This window comes from Bradyrhizobium sp. CCBAU 25360 (assembly GCF_028128695.1).
Classification (GTDB): domain Bacteria; phylum Pseudomonadota; class Alphaproteobacteria; order Rhizobiales; family Xanthobacteraceae; genus Bradyrhizobium; species Bradyrhizobium ottawaense.
Genome location: NZ_LBJA01000045.1, coordinates 382,120 through 394,351, shown reverse-complemented (window position 1 = coordinate 394,351; position 12,232 = coordinate 382,120). Strand labels below are relative to the sequence as shown.

Sequence of the window (12,232 nt, the reverse complement as noted above, 5' to 3'; positions counted from 1 at the left end):
CCATCTTTGGCCGAACAGGAGAAGGGTTGCCAACCCTGAGCGACTGGACGGTGTCCGACACGAAAGCCATGGTTGCGCCAGTTTCGCGATAATTTCTTAGCCCACCTGATCTATTCCGAGATTATTCGCGGTGCGAATTATTCTGATCGCTGCGATGTCGCTCGCCTGCATTGGTGCCGCACAGGCGCAGAACGTGACGTTCAAGCGTTTCCGAAACTCCGACCCGCAATGGGTGTCAGTATCGCTGCGAGGATCGTCCGCTGAGTTGAAGCCGACGCGATCGACATTGTTGCGGATGTCGGATCGGTAACTCGTCGTTGTCGAGAATGAACGTCTTCGTCGAATAGGTGCTGCCAAGGTCGATGTGGAGATAGTCGAGCTTCGCCGTCCAGTTTGCCGCGAGCGCCGCCTCGATGCCGCCCCGACGACCCGATCACGGACTGGGCGATGTCGACATCGACGGCCAAAAGCGGCTCCCGGTGGACTAAGGCCGGAACCGAGGCCGGCTTGAGAGCCGAGCCTCTTGACCTCAGCCCTTGGTCAGCATACTGGTCTGACCAAGATCAGACCAGTGGGACGGGAATGGAGCTCAAGCGGGCCACCGAAGGCGAAAAAGGGTTCGAGAAGGTGTTCGCCTTCCTGCGCGAACGCCTGCTCGCCGGCTCGCTCAAGCCCGGCGACCGCCTCATCTCGGAACGCGAGCTGGCAACTCTCCTCGGCGTCAGCCGGCCGATCGTCCGCGAGGCACTGCGTGCCCTCACCGTGCTCGGCATCGTCGAGATCCGCGATCGCATCGGCACCGTGGTGACCCGGCCGGACGTGTCGGTGCTGAACGACTTCTTCACCTTCGCGCTCGCCCAGCAGGCGGACATGCTCGACGACGTCATGCAGGCGCGCGTCGCGATCGAATGCCAGGCGATCCGCCTCGCCTGCGAGCGTGCCAACATTGCAGATTTCGAGCGCCTGCAGCGCGCGCTCGCGAAGATCGGCGAGACGATCGACGAGGCCGATGCCGGCGGCATGGCCGATTTCGACTTCCACCGTGCCATCGTCGTCGCCTCGCATTCGGAGACACTGACGGTCCTGCATGGTTCGTTGGCCGGCCTCTTGACCCATTCGCATCGCAGCCGCCGTGAGCTGGTGCAGGCCTTCCCGTCGATGAAGACCTATCTGATCGACGATCACCGCCGCATCTTCGAGGCCGTGATTGCGCGCGACCCGGAGCGGGCGGACGCGACGCTGCGCAAGCATTTCGCCATCGGCGACGAGTACCGGCGGCGCGCCATCGTCGGCGACATCGACAAGACCAGCGCCTCGGGATGATCGCGGCAGCGCGGTCAACCAAGAAGCCAATCAACCAAGAAACGGACTTATTACATGGGACGGAACGACAAGGGCAATGTCGGCTTCATCGGCATCGGCACGATGGGCCGAGAGATGGTGCGCAACTTGCTGATGGCCGGCCACGCAGTTCGCGTGTTCGATCTCGACGAGGCGGCACTGGCCGACAGCGCCAGGGAAGGCGCTGCTCGTGCCAAGAGTCCAGCCGATGCCGCGCAAGGCGCCGACATCGTCATCACCATGCTGCCCGACACGCCCCATGTCGAGGCGACCATTTACGGCGAGCACGGCCTGCTGAAGTCGCCGCCATCAGGCAAGCTCGTCGTCGACATGAGCACGATTTCGCCAGTCGCCGTCCGCCGCATCCATGCCGACCTGCAAAAGATCGGCGTCGGCTTCATCGACGCGCCGGTCTCCGGCGGGCCGGTTGGCGCCAAGAATGCCGCGCTCTCGATCATGGCCGGCGGCGATGCGGACGCCTTTGCGCAGGCCGAGCCGTTCTTCCGTGCGATGGGCACCACCATCACGCATGTCGGCGCGTCCGGCGCCGGCCAGACCGTCAAGCTCTGCAACCAGCTGATCTGCGGCATCAACATCCAGGCGATTTGCGAGGCGCTGGCGCTTGGCCGCGCTTCGGGCCTCGATCTCAATCTGCTGCGCCGGGTGCTGCTCGGTGGCTCCGCCGCCTCCTGGATGCTCGACAAGCTCGGCCCCCAGATGATCGCAGGCGACGTCTCCGCCGGCTTCCGGATCGATCTCCAGCTCAAGGACCTCCGCCTGGTCCAGGAGCACGCGCAGGCGCTGAGCGTGCCGCTCCCCGGCACCGCGCTCGTGACCAGCCAGTATGTCGATGCGCGCGCACACGGCGAAGGAAGCAACGGCAACCAGGCGCTGTTCCGCGTCTACGACCGCATGACCAACCAGACAACCGGCTGAACGGGTGGCGATGAGCCTTCAACTCGACTTTCCCGCGGTGCTGGAGCGTTGGCCGAGCTTTCTCGCCGGCGCCGTCCTCACGCTGGAACTTGCCGCCTTCGCGACGGTGCTCGGCGCCCTCCTCGGCACACTCGCGGCGGTCGGGCGCGGAACGCACAACGCGCTGATATCAGGCGCCTGCAAGGCCTATGTCGAGACCATCCGCAACACGCCGCTCTTGGTTCAGATCTTCCTGGTCTATTTCGGCCTGGCCAGTCTGGGGCTGAAATTCTCCGCTTTCACGGTGGCCGTGGCCGCGCTGACGATCAACGTCGGCGCCTACACCGCCGAGATCATGCGCGCCGGCTTCGAGGCGATCCCGCGCGGACAGATCGAGGCGGCCGAGGGCCTGGCGCTGTCGCGCCTCCAGATCTACTGGCACATCATCCTGCTGCCGGCGATCGAGAAGGTCTATCCGGCGCTGACCAGCCAGTTCGTGCTGCTGATGCTGGCCTCTTCGGTCTGCTCGCAGATCTCGGCCGAGGAGCTCACCGCCGTCGCCAACTACATCCAGTCGGATACGTATCGCGCGTTCGAGACCTACATCATCGTCGCCGTGCTCTACGTCATCCTGTCGCTGGTGATGCGCGCCGGCTTCTGGGGCCTCGGCCTCGTGCTGTTTCCGCGCCGTCGCCGGCTCGGCACGCCGTTGTGAGATGATCATGGGCGGACATCTCAACATCAATCATCTGATGTTCCTCGGCCAGGGCGCGCTGTGGACCATTGGCTTGTCGGTGATCGCGCTGATCGGCGGCGGCATCGTCGGTTTCGTGATCGCGCTCGCGCGGATATCGCCGCTGAAATCGGTGCGGATTGCCAGCGCCGTCTATGTCCAGCTCATCCAGGGCACGCCGCTACTCGTCATCCTGTTCCTCGGCTATTTCGGTCTCGCCGCGATCGGCCTCAAGGTCTCGCCGCTCGCTGCTGCCGGCGCCTCGCTGACGCTGTACGTCGCCGCCTATCTCGGCGAGATCTGGCGCGGCTGCATCCAGTCCGTGCCGAAGCCGCAATGGGAGGCCGCCGAAGGCCTGGCGCTGAGCCGGACCCAGCGCATGATGAAAGTTATCCTGCCGCAGGCCATTCGCATCGCGACGCCGCCCACCGTCGGCTTCATGGTGCAGATCGTCAAAAACACCTCGCTCGCCTCCGTCGTCGGCTTCGTCGAGCTGATGCGCTCGGGGCAGATCGTCAACAACTCGCTGTTCGAGCCCTTCGCCATCTACGCCATCATCGCCGTCATCTATTTCGCCATGTGCTATCCGCTGTCGCTGTTCAGCCAGAGGCTGGAACGGCGGATGGGGCGTGGCAGATCCAACCTCGCGCCGGCCTGACATGCAACAGAACCCCTCCTCCGACTCAATCGTGTCGCTCCGCGACGTGCAAAAGAGCTTTGGCTCGCTCCGGGTCCTCGATGGCGTCAGCTTCGCAGTCGAGCGCGGCGAAGTGCTGGCGCTGATCGGCCGCTCAGGCTCCGGCAAGAGCACGGCGCTGCGCTGTATCGACCGTTTCGAGAAGGTCGACGGCGGCGAGATCGTCGTTTGCGGGCATCGGGTCGACCGTCCCGACGTCGATCTGCGCGCGCTGCGCCAGGACGTCGGTATCGTGTTCCAGAGCTATAATCTGTTTCCACACCTGACGATCGAGCAGAACATCACGCTGGCGCCCTGCGCCGTGAAGGGCCTGGCGAATTCGCAGGCCAAGGACCTCGCGCGCAAGGTGCTGGCGCAGGTCGGGCTCGAAGAGAAGCTGCACGCCTATCCCGAGCAATTGTCGGGCGGCCAGCAGCAGCGCGCCGCGATCGCGCGCTCGCTCGCCATGCAGCCGAAGGTGATGCTGTTCGACGAGGTCACCTCTGCGCTCGACCCCGAACTCACCGCCGAAGTACTGAAGGTGATCGAGCAGCTGGCGGCGGACGGCATGACCATGGTGATGGTCACGCACGAGATGGGCTTTGCCAAGGGCATCGCCGACCGGATCGTGTTCATGCATCGCGGCAAGGTTCACGAGACCGGCCCCGCCTCGATCCTGACATCGCCGACGACGCCGGAGCTCACGCAATTCGTGGGCACCGGAAATCTAAAATCATAACAGGGAGAGGAGAACTAGGGATGACCAACAAAACACTGCTGGGGACCGCCGCCGCGCTGCTCGGCCTCGTCATTTTGTCCGCCACGCCGGCATCGGCCGACCTGCTCGACGACGTGATGAAGGCCAAGAAGATTCGCATTTCAACCGATCTTGCGATTCCGCCCTCGGGCATGATGGATTCCAGCATGAAGCCGACCGGCTCCGACGTCGAGGTGGCTCAGTTGCTCGCCAAGGACTGGGGCCTCGAGCTCGAATTCATCCAGACCACCGGCGCGACCCGCATCCCGAACGTCTTGACCGGCAAGGCCGACATCATCATCTCGACCCTGTCGGTGACGCCCGAGCGCGCCAAGGTCATCGACTTCACCAAGCGCTATGCGACGCTGCAGTCCGACGTCGGCTGCCTCAAGTCGATGAACGTCAAGGACTGGCCCGACCTGAAAGGCAAGACCATCGGCGTCTCGCGCGGGACCACGCAGGATACCACCCTGTCCAACATGAAGGACAAGGAGCTGACGATCGCCCGCTATGACGACGACGCCACGGAAGTCACCGCGGCCGTCTCCGGTCAGGTCGATTGCGTCGGCACGTCGGCCACGATCATCAACCAGATCGGCGTCAAGAATCCCGCCCGCATCTTCGAGTCGAAGATTCCGCTCGCAACCTTCGACCTCGCCATCGGCCTGAAGAAAGGCGAGCAGCGCCTGATGGACAAGCTCAACGGCTGGATCACCGAGAACGTCAAGAACGGCAAGCTCAACGCGATCTACAAGAAATTCCACGGGGTCGAGCTGCCGCCCGACATGCGTAGCTGAACGAAAGAGAAGCCGTGACAGCCGCTTTCCGGTTGTCACGGTCAATGAAAAATCAAGAAGGACACCACATGCGTCTCGTCATCGGATCCGACCACGCCGGCTGGCCGCTCAAGCAGACCGTTATCGACCACATCCGCAAGCTCGGCCACGACATCGTCGATGTCGGCTCCCATGACGACAAGCCGGTGGACTTCCCCGACATCGCGCGGGCCGTGGCGCAGAAGGTGACGTCGGGCGAAGCCGCACGCGGCATCATGGTGTGCGGCACCGGCGTCGGCGCCTCGATCGCGGCCAACAAGATGAAGGGCATCCGCGCCGCGGTCTGTCACGACGTTCATTCCGCCCATCAGAGCGTCGAGCACGACGACGTCAACGTCATGTGCATCGGCGCGCAGATCGTCGGCGCCTGGCTCGCCGTGGATCTCGTCTCGTCCTACCTCTCCGCGGAGTTCTCGACCGACGAGGATTTCCGCCGTCGGGTCGAGAAACTGCGCGTCATGGACGAGCAAGGCTGAGGGCCTCTCCACCATGATCCTGGTGTTCGGGTCGCTCAACATCGACCTCGTCGCGAAGGTCCCGATCATTCCAGGCCCCGGCCGGACGGTGCTCGCGCCGTCCTACCAGACGCATTTCGGCGGCAAGGGCGCCAACCAGGCCGTTGCCGCCGCGCGGATCGCGGGACCGGGACAAGTCCGGATGGCGGGCCGCGTCGGCCGGGACGGGTTTGGCAACAGCGCGATCGAGAACCTCCGGGCCAACGAAGTCGACACCGGCCTCGTCGTCGGGGCCGACGAGCCGACCGGCTGCGCCTTTATCACGGTCGACCAGGCCGGCGAGAATGCGATCACGGTCGCAAGCGGCGCCAACATGGCCGCGAATGCCGGGGATCTCCCGGCCAGGCTGTTTGGTCCCGACACGGTGCTGGTGCTTCAGATGGAAGTGCCCTTCGCGCAGGCGCTCGAGGCTGCGCGCAGGACGACATTGGCCGCCGGCACCGTCGTCTGGAATCTCGCGCCCGTCCCGGAGAGGATGACCCGCGAGATGGTGACAAAGCTTCTTGCCGTGACCGACCATCTCCTCGTCAACGAGCACGAGGCGCTGGACGCCGCCGGCGCCATCGACCTCGCTACGTCCAGTTACGAGGCCGCTGCCGCGGACCTCGCCAGGGCCGGCGACCTGACCTGCATCGTGACCGCCGGCGCGCAAGGCGCGCTGGCGGTGACGGCCGACGGCTCCCGCTTCCGCGCGGCTGCTCCACGGATCACGCCGGTGGACACGACCGGCGCTGGCGACACCTTTGTCGGCGCGTTCGCGGCCATGCTGAGCGAAGGCGTGTCGCTGCAGATTGCGCTCGATGTGAGCTGCGAAGCCGCCGCATTGAAATGCCTCAAAGCCGGCGCCCAGACCGGCATGCCGATGCGTAGCGCAATAGGTTCCCTCGCCTAGCACGAATCGCCCATATCGCTGCCCGCGGCTAAACTCTCCCGATTCGTGGAGAGCGTTTTGGCCTTCCTCTTCGTCCTCATCGTCGGCCTCGTCGCCGGCACCATTTCAGGCATCGTGGGCACCGGCTCGTCGATCATGCTGATGCCGGTGCTGGTCTATGCCTATGGGCCGAAGGAAGCGGTGCCGATCATGGCGGTCGCGTCCGTGATGGCGAACTTTTCGCGGATCCTGGCCTGGTGGCGAGAGGTCGACTGGCGGGCCTGCGCGGCCTATTCGGTCACGGGCATTCCGGCCGCCGTGCTCGGCGCACGGACGCTGCTGGCGCTGCCTTCTCATGCGGTGGACCTCGCCATCGGCATATTCCTGATCGCGATGGTGCCGGTGCGGCACTGGCTGGCGCGGCACGACCTCAAGGCCAATCTCTGGCATCTGGCGATCGGCGGCGCCGTGATCGGCTATCTCACCGGCATCGTGGTCTCGACCGGCCCGCTCAGCGTGCCGCTGTTCCTGTTCTACGGACTCAGCAAGGGCGCTTTCCTCGCCACCGAGGCGGCCTCCTCGCTCGGCCTCTACTTCGCGAAATCGGTGACCTTCGAGCGTTTCGGCGCGCTGACCGGCGATGTCTTCATGAAGGGCCTGATCGCGGGTGCCTCGCTGATGTCGGGCGCCTTCATCGCAAAACGCTTCGTGCTGCACCTGAAGCCGGACGTGTTCCGCCTGCTGATGGACGCGATCATGGTCGCGGCCGGGCTCTCCATGCTATGGAACGCGACGCAATCTCCCTGAGCACGATTGACGCCCCATGGCCAAGAACACGCTTTCCTTCGTCTGCCAGAACTGCGGCGCGGCCTATAACCGCTGGCAGGGCAAGTGCGAATCCTGCGGCGAGTGGAATACGCTTGCCGAGGAGGACACCAGCGGCAGCATCCCCGTCTCGATCCGCTCCAAGCGTAAGGGACGGACGTTTGCGCTGGAGAGCCTGTCGGGGAAAACCCAGGATGCGCCGCGCCTGTCCTCAGGGATGACCGAGCTCGACCGCGTCACCGGCGGCGGCTTCGTGCGCGGCTCGGTGCTGCTGGTCGGCGGCGATCCCGGCATCGGCAAGTCGACATTGCTGACGCAGGCCACCAGCATGATGGCACGCGCCGGCCACCGCATCGTCTACATCTCCGGCGAAGAAGCCGTCGCGCAGGTGCGCCTGCGCGCCGAACGGCTCGGGCTGTCCGATGCGCCGGTGCAGCTCGCCGCCGAGACCTCGGTCGAGGACATCGTCTCGACGCTGTCCGAGGGCGCGGTCCCGCGGTTGATCGTGATCGATTCGATCCAGACGATGTGGACCGACACGGTGGAATCCGCGCCGGGTACGGTGACCCAGGTGCGCGCCTCGGCGCAGGCGCTGATCCGCTTTGCGAAGAAAACCGGTGCGGCCATCATCCTGGTCGGCCATGTCACCAAGGACGGCCAGATTGCCGGCCCCCGCGTGGTCGAGCACATGGTCGACGCCGTGCTGTCGTTCGAGGGCGAAGGCTCGCAGCAGTTCCGCATCCTGCGCGCCGTGAAGAACCGTTTCGGCCCGACCGACGAGATCGGCGTGTTCGAAATGACGGGCCTTGGCCTGCGCGAGGTCACCAATCCCTCCGAGCTGTTCCTGTCCGAGCGTGATCTCGGCACGCCCGGCACCGCAGTGTTCGCGGGCATCGAGGGCACGCGGCCCGTCCTGGTCGAATTGCAGGCGCTGGTGGCGCCGACCTCGCTCGGCACCCCGCGACGGGCCGTGGTGGGCTGGGATCAGAGTCGGCTCTCGATGGTGCTGGCGGTGCTGGAGGCCCATTGCGGGGTCAAGCTGTCGGGCCACGACGTCTATCTGAACGTGGCGGGAGGCTTGCGCATCCACGAGCCCGCGGCCGACATGGCCGCCGCGGCCGCGCTGGTGTCCTCCCTGGTTAACGCGCAGTTACCCACCGACGCGGTCTATTTCGGCGAGATTTCGCTCTCTGGCGTGATCCGGCCGGTGGCGCAGACCCCGGCCCGGCTCAAGGAGGCGGTTAAGCTGGGCTTCAAGCGCGCCGTGCTGCCCGAATCGGCCCGAGGCGGGGATGCCGGCGGTGACGCCGGACTGTCCCTGAACGCGGTCAACAGCCTGACGACATTGGTCGCAGAGATTGCCGCCAAGGGCTCGCGCCGGGGCGAATCGAACGCGCCGGCAGAGAAAAATGCCACACCGGCAAGATTCCGCCGTGGAGAGGGTTAGGTGGAGGTGACGCCGGAGGCCCCCGCCGCTATACAGCCGTCACAAAAGCAGCATGGGATTGCGTGGTTGCGGCCTTGCCGGGAACGCCGTCTGCCCCTCTTTTAGGGCAGCGGCCAAACACCGATTCGCTAGAGCACCTTCGACGTACGAGCGGACCAGACCAGCCGATGCCAGTAACACTCCTCGACCTGATCCTGCTCGGTGTGATGCTGATCTCGGGCCTGCTCGCGATGGTCCGCGGCTTCATGCGCGAAATCCTGTCGATCGCGGCCTGGGGCGCCGCGGCGATCGTGACGCTGTACTCCTTCTCAAAGCTGCTGCCGACCGCCAAGAGCTATTTCAACAACGATACCGTCGCGAGCGTGGTCGTCGTCGCCGGCGTTTTCGTCGGCACCCTGGTCGTGGTCTCCGTGATCACGGTCCGGATCTCCGACATGATCCTGGATTCCAGGATCGGCGCGCTGGACCGCACCCTCGGCTTCCTGTTTGGCCTGGCTCGCGGGCTTTTGATCGTCGTGGTCGCCTTCCTGTTCTTCACCTGGCTGGTTCCGGACAAGCAGCGCCCGGACTGGGTGACGGGGGCCAAATCCCGCGTTGTGCTCCAGGGAACCGGGGATTGGCTAATGGCCCTCTTGCCTGACGACCCCGAGAACACCATCTTGAAGAGATTCAAGAAAAACAAACCAGATGATGATCAAGCTGAATCCGAGCAGCAGCCTTCGGGCAGTGGCGACGGATACAGTAAACCTGCTCGTGACAGTTTGAAGAAACTGATCGAGAAACCTGCGGCGCGTTGATTGCCCTTAAAGAGAGGCGCGGACGAGATGCGACACCCTGACCAGGACGCCCAACTTGATCTCGATCCAAACGCCGGCCCAAGCCCGGCCGCTCTAGAGGTTCAGGACGACCTGGAAGGAGATACGCTGCGCGAGGAATGCGGCGTCTTCGGCATCTATGGTCACCCGGACGCCGCCGCCATCACCGCGCTTGGTCTGCACGCCCTTCAGCACCGCGGCCAGGAAGCCGCCGGCATCGTCTCCTACGACGGCAGCCGCTTCCACAGTGAACGCCGCCTCGGCCTCGTCGGCGACACCTTCTCCCGCCGCGAAGTGATCGACCGCCTCCCCGGCAATATGGCCGTCGGCCATGTCCGCTACTCCACCACCGGCGCCACCATCCTGCGCAACGTGCAGCCGCTGTTCGCCGAGCTCAATGCCGGCGGTCTGGCGGTCGCCCATAACGGCAACCTCACCAACGGCCTGACGCTGCGCCGCGAGCTGGTGCGCCACGGCGCCATGATGCAGTCGACCACCGACACCGAGGTGATCCTGCATCTGGTCGCGCGCTCCAGGCGCAGCCGCTTCATCGAGCGCTACATCGACGCGCTGCGCGAGATCGAGGGTGCCTATGCGCTGGTCTCGCTGACCAACAAGAAGCTGGTCGGCGCGCGCGATCCGCGTGGCATCCGCCCGCTGGTGCTCGGCGAGCTCGACGGCTGCCCGATCCTGACCTCGGAGACCTGCGCGCTCGACATCATCGGCGCGCGCTTCATCCGCGACATCGAGCCGGGCGAAGTCATCGTGTTCGACGAGAACGGCCAGGACATCCACAAGCCGTTCCCGCCGATGGCGCCGCGTCCCTGCATCTTCGAATACATTTATTTCGCCCGTCCGGACTCCATCGTCCACGGCCGCTCGGTCTACGAGGTCCGCAAGGCCTTCGGTGCGCAGCTCGCGCGCGAGAGCCACGTGCCGATCGACGTCGTCGTGCCGGTGCCGGATTCCGGCGTGCCCGCCGCGGTCGGCTACAGCCAGCATTCGGGCGTGCCGTTCGAGCTCGGCATCATCCGCAACCACTATGTCGGCCGCACCTTCATCCAGCCGACGCAGGCGATCCGCGAATCCGGCGTGCGCATGAAGCATTCGGCCAACCGCGCCGCGATCGAAGGCAAGCGCATCATCCTGATCGACGACTCGCTGGTGCGCGGCACCACCTCGAAGAAGATCGTGCGCATGATGCGCGATGCCGGCGCCAAGGAAGTGCACTTCCGCCTCGCTTCGCCGCCGATCCTCTATCCCGATTATTACGGCATCGACCTGCCCGACCGCGGCGGCCTCCTGGCCGCGACGCATTCGCTGGAGGAGATGCGCGAGATCATCGGCGCCGACTCGCTCGCCTTCCTGTCGATCGACGGCATGTACCGCGCCATGGGCGAGCCCGGCCGCGACCCGGCCAATCCGAAGTTCTCGGATCATTGTTTTACCGGCGCCTATCCGACTCACCTCACCGACCAGACCCAGACCGAGCAGCAGCCCCGGCAGCTGTCCCTGCTGGCTGAGGCGAGCTGACGGCGTAGTCGTCATCCCGGGGCGATGCGAAGCATCGAGCCCGGGATCTCGAGATTCCCCGATGCGCGATTGCGCATCTGAGGTCTGGTGCTTCGCACCATCCCGGAAATGACAGATGCGGATGGGGGCTTGTCCCGGCCATCCACGCCTGTAAAACCCCGCCATGACAAAACTCCTCGCTGATCGCATTGCTCTCGTCACCGGCGCCTCGCGCGGCATCGGCTATGCCACCGCGATCGCGCTCGCCAAAGCCGGCGCGCATATCGTGGCGGTGGCGCGCACGCAAGGCGGGCTCGAGGAGCTCGATGACGAGATCCGGAAGATCGGCGGCAGCGCCACCCTGGTGCCGCTCAACCTCACCGATTCCGACGGCATCGCGCGGCTCGGCGCCGGCCTGCACGAGCGCTATGGCAAGCTCGACATCCTCGTCGGCAATGCCGGCGTGCTCGGTCCCTCCTCGCCGATCGGCCATATCGAGCTGAAGACCTTCACCGACGTGATGGCCGTGAACGTCTCCGCCAACTTCCAGCTGATCCGCTGCATGGAGCCGCTGCTGAAGCAGTCGGATGCGGGCCGCGCCGTGTTCATCACCTCGGGCGCCGCCAACAAGGCGACCGCCTATGTCAGCCCCTACGCAGCGTCCAAGGCCGCGCTGGAGACGCTGGCGCGCGCCTGGGCGCAGGAGACCGCGAACACGAAGCTCCGCGTCAACCTGTTCAACCCCGGCCCGGTCCGCACCCGCATGCGCGCCACGCTGATGCCGGGCGAAGACCCCGCGACGCTCGACACGCCCGAGCAGGTCGCCGAATTCATCGTGCCGATGTGCGCGCCTGACTGGACCGAGACCGGCAAGTTCTATGACTACAAGACCCGCAACCTGATGAGCTTCCGCTCGCCTGCGTAATTTCCTTGCCCGATTGACTCGCCTGCCTCCCCGCGATTGACTGCCCGCGCGCAAGCGGCAGCAA

The 12,232-nt window shown here is 65.4% G+C and carries 12 protein-coding genes and 1 pseudogene; all 13 read left to right on the top strand.

All coding sequences use genetic code 11. The annotated features are described in order from the left end of the window. The first annotated feature begins 582 nt into the window (after positions 1-582). Positions 583-1,323: a FadR/GntR family transcriptional regulator gene (locus tag XH81_RS35970; protein WP_018317590.1), complete on the top strand. Its 741-nt coding sequence runs from the start codon at positions 583-585 to the stop codon at positions 1,321-1,323. 48 nt (positions 1,324-1,371) lie between these two features. Next, positions 1,372-2,277: pseudogene (locus XH81_RS35965) on the top strand (NAD(P)-dependent oxidoreductase); the annotation flags it as partial. A gap of 10 nt (positions 2,278-2,287) precedes the next feature. Continuing rightward, positions 2,288-2,971 (top strand): amino acid ABC transporter permease, encoded by a 684-nt coding sequence (locus XH81_RS35960; RefSeq protein ID WP_028145043.1) that lies wholly within the window; start codon positions 2,288-2,290, stop codon positions 2,969-2,971. A gap of 7 nt (positions 2,972-2,978) precedes the next feature. Next, positions 2,979-3,647 (top strand): amino acid ABC transporter permease, encoded by a 669-nt coding sequence (locus tag XH81_RS35955; protein WP_026201880.1) that lies wholly within the window; start codon positions 2,979-2,981, stop codon positions 3,645-3,647. Position 3,648: 1 nt separating this feature from the next. Then, positions 3,649-4,404 (top strand): amino acid ABC transporter ATP-binding protein, encoded by a 756-nt coding sequence (locus tag XH81_RS35950; RefSeq protein WP_028145044.1) that lies wholly within the window; start codon positions 3,649-3,651, stop codon positions 4,402-4,404. 20 nt (positions 4,405-4,424) lie between these two features. After that, positions 4,425-5,219 (top strand): transporter substrate-binding domain-containing protein, encoded by a 795-nt coding sequence (locus XH81_RS35945; protein WP_028145045.1) that lies wholly within the window; start codon positions 4,425-4,427, stop codon positions 5,217-5,219. A gap of 68 nt (positions 5,220-5,287) precedes the next feature. Further along, a complete protein-coding gene (rpiB, locus tag XH81_RS35940; RefSeq protein WP_018317596.1) occupies positions 5,288-5,734 on the top strand; it encodes a ribose 5-phosphate isomerase B in 447 nt (148 codons plus the stop codon). 13 nt (positions 5,735-5,747) lie between these two features. Then, the gene (locus XH81_RS35935) at positions 5,748-6,665 is read left to right on the top strand and encodes a ribokinase (RefSeq protein WP_028145046.1); all 918 of its coding nucleotides are present in this window, start codon (positions 5,748-5,750) and stop codon (positions 6,663-6,665) included. A gap of 57 nt (positions 6,666-6,722) precedes the next feature. Beyond that, positions 6,723-7,451: a sulfite exporter TauE/SafE family protein gene (locus XH81_RS35930; protein ID WP_028145047.1), complete on the top strand. Its 729-nt coding sequence runs from the start codon at positions 6,723-6,725 to the stop codon at positions 7,449-7,451. Between the two features lie 16 nt (positions 7,452-7,467). Beyond that, the gene (gene radA / locus XH81_RS35925; RefSeq protein WP_038946489.1) at positions 7,468-8,916 is read left to right on the top strand and encodes a DNA repair protein RadA; all 1,449 of its coding nucleotides are present in this window, start codon (positions 7,468-7,470) and stop codon (positions 8,914-8,916) included. Between the two features lie 167 nt (positions 8,917-9,083). Then, a complete protein-coding gene (locus XH81_RS35920) occupies positions 9,084-9,713 on the top strand; it encodes a CvpA family protein (protein ID WP_028145049.1) in 630 nt (209 codons plus the stop codon). 27 nt (positions 9,714-9,740) lie between these two features. Continuing rightward, the gene (gene purF / locus XH81_RS35915; protein WP_028145050.1) at positions 9,741-11,264 is read left to right on the top strand and encodes an amidophosphoribosyltransferase; all 1,524 of its coding nucleotides are present in this window, start codon (positions 9,741-9,743) and stop codon (positions 11,262-11,264) included. A 163-nt stretch (positions 11,265-11,427) separates the two neighbouring features. After that, positions 11,428-12,168, top strand: a complete 741-nt coding sequence (locus XH81_RS35910; protein WP_028145051.1) for an SDR family NAD(P)-dependent oxidoreductase — start codon at positions 11,428-11,430, stop codon at positions 12,166-12,168. Positions 12,169-12,232 lie beyond the last annotated feature (64 nt).

Excerpts from the sequence above, each read along its gene's own strand:
- XH81_RS35955 (WP_026201880.1), top strand. The coding sequence starts at position 2,979 with ATGGGCGGACATCTCAACATCAATCATCTGATGTTCCTCGGCCAGGGC.
- XH81_RS35960 (WP_028145043.1), top strand. The coding sequence starts at position 2,288 with ATGAGCCTTCAACTCGACTTTCCCGCGGTGCTGGAGCGTTGGCCGAGC.
- purF (WP_028145050.1), top strand. The coding sequence starts at position 9,741 with ATGCGACACCCTGACCAGGACGCCCAACTTGATCTCGATCCAAACGCC.
- rpiB (WP_018317596.1), top strand. The coding sequence starts at position 5,288 with ATGCGTCTCGTCATCGGATCCGACCACGCCGGCTGGCCGCTCAAGCAG.
- XH81_RS35920 (WP_028145049.1), top strand. The coding sequence starts at position 9,084 with ATGCCAGTAACACTCCTCGACCTGATCCTGCTCGGTGTGATGCTGATC.
- XH81_RS35910 (WP_028145051.1), top strand. The coding sequence starts at position 11,428 with ATGACAAAACTCCTCGCTGATCGCATTGCTCTCGTCACCGGCGCCTCG.
- XH81_RS35950 (WP_028145044.1), top strand. The coding sequence starts at position 3,649 with ATGCAACAGAACCCCTCCTCCGACTCAATCGTGTCGCTCCGCGACGTG.
- XH81_RS35935 (WP_028145046.1), top strand. The coding sequence starts at position 5,748 with ATGATCCTGGTGTTCGGGTCGCTCAACATCGACCTCGTCGCGAAGGTC.
- radA (WP_038946489.1), top strand. The coding sequence starts at position 7,468 with ATGGCCAAGAACACGCTTTCCTTCGTCTGCCAGAACTGCGGCGCGGCC.
- XH81_RS35945 (WP_028145045.1), top strand. The coding sequence starts at position 4,425 with ATGACCAACAAAACACTGCTGGGGACCGCCGCCGCGCTGCTCGGCCTC.
- XH81_RS35970 (WP_018317590.1), top strand. The coding sequence starts at position 583 with ATGGAGCTCAAGCGGGCCACCGAAGGCGAAAAAGGGTTCGAGAAGGTG.